Source organism: Burkholderia sp. Tr-20355, from assembly GCF_017104685.1.
GTDB lineage: Bacteria > Pseudomonadota > Gammaproteobacteria > Burkholderiales > Burkholderiaceae > Burkholderia > Burkholderia seminalis.
On sequence record NZ_JAAGPK010000301.1, the window covers coordinates 1 to 4,522 of the forward strand.

At 64.7% G+C, this 4,522-nt stretch carries 4 protein-coding genes and 1 tRNA gene; 3 read left to right on the plus strand and 2 right to left on the minus strand.

The window, feature by feature from the left end; genetic code table 11:
* On the minus strand, window positions 1–1,366 hold a 1,366-nt coding region (locus tag G3N62_RS34460), incomplete at its 3' end, for an acyl-CoA dehydrogenase family protein (RefSeq protein ID WP_206141490.1).
* Window positions 1,367–1,540: 174 nt separating this feature from the next.
* Between G3N62_RS34460 and G3N62_RS34465 the strand changes: the two genes are divergently transcribed.
* The 3 genes from G3N62_RS34465 (at window position 1,541) to cysC (ending at window position 3,778) form a co-directional block, all read left to right on the plus strand.
* Entirely contained in the window at window positions 1,541–2,443 is a 903-nt protein-coding gene (locus G3N62_RS34465; protein ID WP_069706954.1) for a LysR family transcriptional regulator, read from the plus strand.
* Window positions 2,444–2,539: 96 nt separating this feature from the next.
* A tRNA-Val gene (locus tag G3N62_RS34470) sits at window positions 2,540–2,614 on the plus strand.
* Between the two features lie 621 nt (window positions 2,615–3,235).
* Entirely contained in the window at window positions 3,236–3,778 is a 543-nt protein-coding gene (gene cysC / locus G3N62_RS34475; protein ID WP_034188971.1) for an adenylyl-sulfate kinase, read from the plus strand.
* 226 nt (window positions 3,779–4,004) lie between these two features.
* On the opposite strand, the gene G3N62_RS34480 is transcribed toward cysC, so the two are convergent.
* The coding region (locus tag G3N62_RS34480; RefSeq protein ID WP_206141491.1) for an aminotransferase class III-fold pyridoxal phosphate-dependent enzyme at window positions 4,005–4,522 on the minus strand (518 nt) is incomplete at its 5' end.

The following is a 4,522-nucleotide window of genomic DNA, read 5'->3' on the forward strand; positions in this document are numbered from 1 at the left end:
TGTCGAGTGCGTGCTCGCGCTGCGCCGCCCGCGCGACGTCCAGCGCGACGATGTTGCTCGTGCCTTCCCAGATCGAGCCGAGATGCGCATCGCGCACGAGCCGTGCATCGCTCCATTCCTCGATGTAGCCGGTGCCGCCGCGCACTTCCATCGCGTCGCCCGTCACGCGGCGCGCATCGCGGCACGCGCGGAACTTGATCAGCGGCGTCAGGATCCGCACGCAGCGCGCGGCCTGCTCGTCACCGGCGTCGGCGTGCGGCAGCAGCAACGCGATCTGCATGAACATCGCGCGGGCGGCCTCGGCCGGCAGCAGCATTTTCATCAGCTGACGCTGCATCAGCGGCATCTCGATCAGCTTGCGGCCGAACGCCTCGCGATGCGCGGCGACGTGCAGCGCCTCGTTCAGCGCGCGCCGCATCAGCCCCGCCGCGCGCACGCCGTTCGACAGCCGCGACATGTTGATCATGTCGGCCATCTGGTGAAAGCCGCGGCCGATCTCGCCGATCAGCCAGGCCTGCGCACCGTCGAGCACGATCTCGCCGCTCGCCATCGAACGGCTGCCGAGCTTGTCCTTCAGGCGCACGATCCGGTAGCGGTTGCGCGTGCCGTCGGGCAGCGTCTTCGGCAGCAGGAACAGCGCGAGGCCCTTGATGCCGTCCGGCGCGCCGTCGGGCCGCGCGAGCACCATCGCGAGGTCGGCATCCGCGTTCGAGCAGAACCACTTGTCGCCGGTCAGGCGCCAGACGGTCCCGCCGTGCGCGTCCGTCTCGCGCGCGGCGCGCGTCGCGATCCGCGCGACGTCGGAGCCGGCCGCCTGCTCGGTCATGAACATCGCCCCCTGGTACAGCGTGTCGAAGTCGCGCGACGCGAGCATCGGCAGATAACGCGCGACGAGCGCCGGATCGCCGAAGCGGCGCAGCGTGCGCGTCAGCGAGTCGGTCATGCTGACCGGGCAGCACAGCCCGAACTCCGCCTGCACGAACAGGAACGTCAGCGCGTACTTGACGAGCGGCGGCACGGATTGCGCCCCGTGGCTCATCGACGCGAGCCCGAGCTCCGCATACGCAACGCGTTCGAGCGCGACATACGCGGGATCCTTGTCGATCCGCTGCACGGCCTCGCCGCGCCGGTTGCGATGCGCGAGCACGGGCGGATGCTTGTCCGCGCGCGATGCCCATTCGTCCAGTTCGCCGGACACGCGTGCGCCGAGCGCGCGCAGTTGCGGCTCGAGTTCGGCATAGTGCGCATCGCCGAGGTGCAGCTTCAGCAACGCGCCGAGGTCGGTGTCGGCGGTGAAGAAATTGATGCCCCGGCTGTCGGGGATGTTGGATGTGCCGGGGTCCGGCGCGCCAGCGGTGTCGTTCATGCGAGTTGTCTCCTGAGTTGCCTGCGCGTTGATCCGGCCGGGCGCCGCCGCCCGCTGCCGGCTCCGCGCGAAACCTTCCGCAGAGCGTAGGCGCGCGATCGATAAGCGTCCAATACAGGATTCATCCGGTACGATAGATGTCGCTTATCGATGCCGACGCCAGGAGGAGACACCGTGGAACTGAGGCAATTGCGCTATTTCGTGGCGGTCGCGGAGGAGCTGCATTTCGGGCGCGCGGCGAAGCGCCTGTTCATCTCGCAGCCGGCGCTGAGTTTCGACATCCGCAAGTTCGAGGACACGCTCGGCGTGCAGCTCTTCTCGCGCACCAACAAGACCGTCGCGCTGACCAACGCGGGCGAGGTGCTGCTCGGCGAGGCACGCCGGCTGCTGCTGCAGGCGGCCGAGGCCGAGCGCCTGACGGTGCGCTCCGCGTCGGGCCTCGCGGGCCGGCTGCGGATCGGCTTCGTCCATTCGATGCTGTATCGCGGGCTGCCCGACGCGGTACGGCGCTTCGAAACCGACTACCCGGGCGTCGAGGTCGTGCTGAGCGAGATGAACACGCATGCGCAGGTACAGGCGATCCAGCGTGGCCAGATCGATCTCGGCTATGCGCACTGGGGCCACTTCCCGCCCGAAGTCGAATCGGTGCCCGTCTATGCGGAGCCGTTCGTGTGCTGCCTGCCGGCCGCGCATCCGCTCACGCGGCGCAGACAAGTCGCGCTCGCCGCGCTTGCGACGGAACCGTTCATCCTGTTTCCGCGCGAAGCGGCGCCGCACTATCACGACCTGATCATCGCGCAGTGCGTGAACGCGGGATTCAGTCCGTTGATCCGCCACGAAGCGCGGCTGTGGCAGACGATCCTGTCGATGATCGAGTTCGGGATGGGGGTCGCGCTGGTGCCGCGCGTGCTGCAGCAGGCGAAGAGCGACCGGCTCGCGTTCCGGCCGCTGAAGGATGCGTCGCTCGAATCGCGCACGCTTGCGCTCAAGCGCAGCGGCACCGCCGAGCCGGTCGCGCTACGCTTCGCCGACTACGTGCGCGCATCGATCGACGGGCTGCCCGCGCTCGCGGGCTGAACGAGCGGTCGGCGGCGGATGCCGGCGGACATTCGAAAAAATTTGCAGAAAGGGCTTTACAGACCCTCAAAGCCCTGACATAATTTCAGCTTCTTTGGGCGGTTAGCTCAGCGGTAGAGCACTGCCTTCACACGGCAGGGGTCACTGGTTCGATCCCAGTACCGCCCACCAAAGAATTCAAGGCCCTGCGTCTCACGACGCAGGGCCTTTTCGTTTTGCCGCGCCGGATTCACGACGCAGCCGTTGTCACCTCCTCCACGTATCCGCGGCCTCGATCAACACGCCCCTGCGTGCGCGCGCGCGGATTTTCACCTGCGGAAAATCAATGTCCTCGCGGTCAACGCGCTGGAGTTCCGTGCGCTTTTCCAACAATATCGCCGCATTGCCAATCGGAATCCCGCGCAGGAACGCTGTCTCTCAAACTTTTATGGCCATCGATGCGCGTCAATTTGCCAAGCATCGATTGCTTGTATCGGCTGATGCAAATCAGGGAAATGCGCGATCAACGGCAAAATCGTTCATTTCTTCGCGGATCAACGTCCGCTGGTACCACACCGTCTTCCGACCCGGCGGACGAACAAAGATCAGACATTTCATTCAGGTCATTAGCAAGCTTTCAACACGAAAGAAAGAAAATTGCCAGTGTAATTTTTGGTAATTCTTCTGTAACATTTGTAGAAATCCGGATGCATAGAATCCTTACACCAAATAACAACCAGCCGAATCGGCATCGCATTTAGGCACGAAATCTTGACTTGCGATGGTCAGAGCTGGTGATAGAGATTGACACCCATGGCACAAGAGAAGAACGACTACACCCTGTGGCTTACCGGTCTGAGCGGCGCCGGCAAGTCAACCCTCTCGCGCGAGATCGCCAGGCAGTTGCGCGCGCGCGATATTCCGACATGCATACTCGACGGCGACGAATTGCGGGCGGGCGTGTCTCCCGATCTCGGTTTCTCGCGGGAAGATCGTACCGAGAACTGCCGTCGCACCGCCGAAATGGCGAAATTGCTCAATGCGCAGGGTTTTACCGTCATCGTCGCGCTGATCTCGCCTTATGAAGCCGACCGGCAACGGGCACGACATATCGTGGGCGCAGATCGGTTCGTCGAGGTTTATCTGAAAACCGATATTGCAACCTGTTCCGCACGCGATCCGAAGCAGCTTTACGCAAAAGCGTTCACCGGCCAGACGACGCAATTCACCGGCATCTCGGATCCCTACGAAGTTCCGGCCGCGCCCGATGTCGTCGTCGAAACCGGAGCGATGGATATCGCGTCTTCGGTTGCGCACATCATGGCCTTCGAGCGGCAGCGGTTCACGCACGTTTGATACCGCGTGGTTTTATTCCCCTTCAGGCAACGCGCGGTTCACGTTGCACCGACTGGACCGGCCGTCATGGCCGGTCCGGCGCAGGAAACACCACACGGCGGAGTCGCCGTCACCGCCAAACCGGTCCGGTCCACCGGCATTCACCGAATGTCCGCCGGTAAAGCCGCAACGCGCTGCGACATGATCGAGTCGCGGCCACGCGAGCACGGCCGAATCGTTGCACGACTTACCCCACCCGCTCCGCCGTCGCATCGAACGCATGCTTCGCCTTGTCGACGATCTCGTCGACTTCCGCCTCGCGAATCACGAGCGGCGGCGACAGCAGCATCCGGTCGCCGGTCGCGCGCATGATCAGGTGGTCGTTGAAGCAGAAGTCGCGGCAGATCGTGCCGATATCGACGTCCGCACCGAACCGCTCGCGCCGGCCGCGATCGCGCGCAAGCTGAACGCCTGCGACGAGCCCCGCGCCCGCGATCTCCCCGACGATCGGATGGTCACCCAGCGCATCGCGCAGCCGACGCTGGAAATACGGCCCGATATCGGTCTTCACGCGCTCGACGATGCCTTCGTCGCGCAGCAGCTTCAGGTTCGCGACCGCGACGGCCGCCGCCACCGGGTGGCCCGAGTACGTGAGGCCGTGATTGAATTCGCCGTTGTCGATGATCGGCCGCGCCACGCGCTCGTGAATGCCGACCGCCCCCATCGGCACGTAGCCCGACGTGAGGCCCTTGGCCATCGTGATCA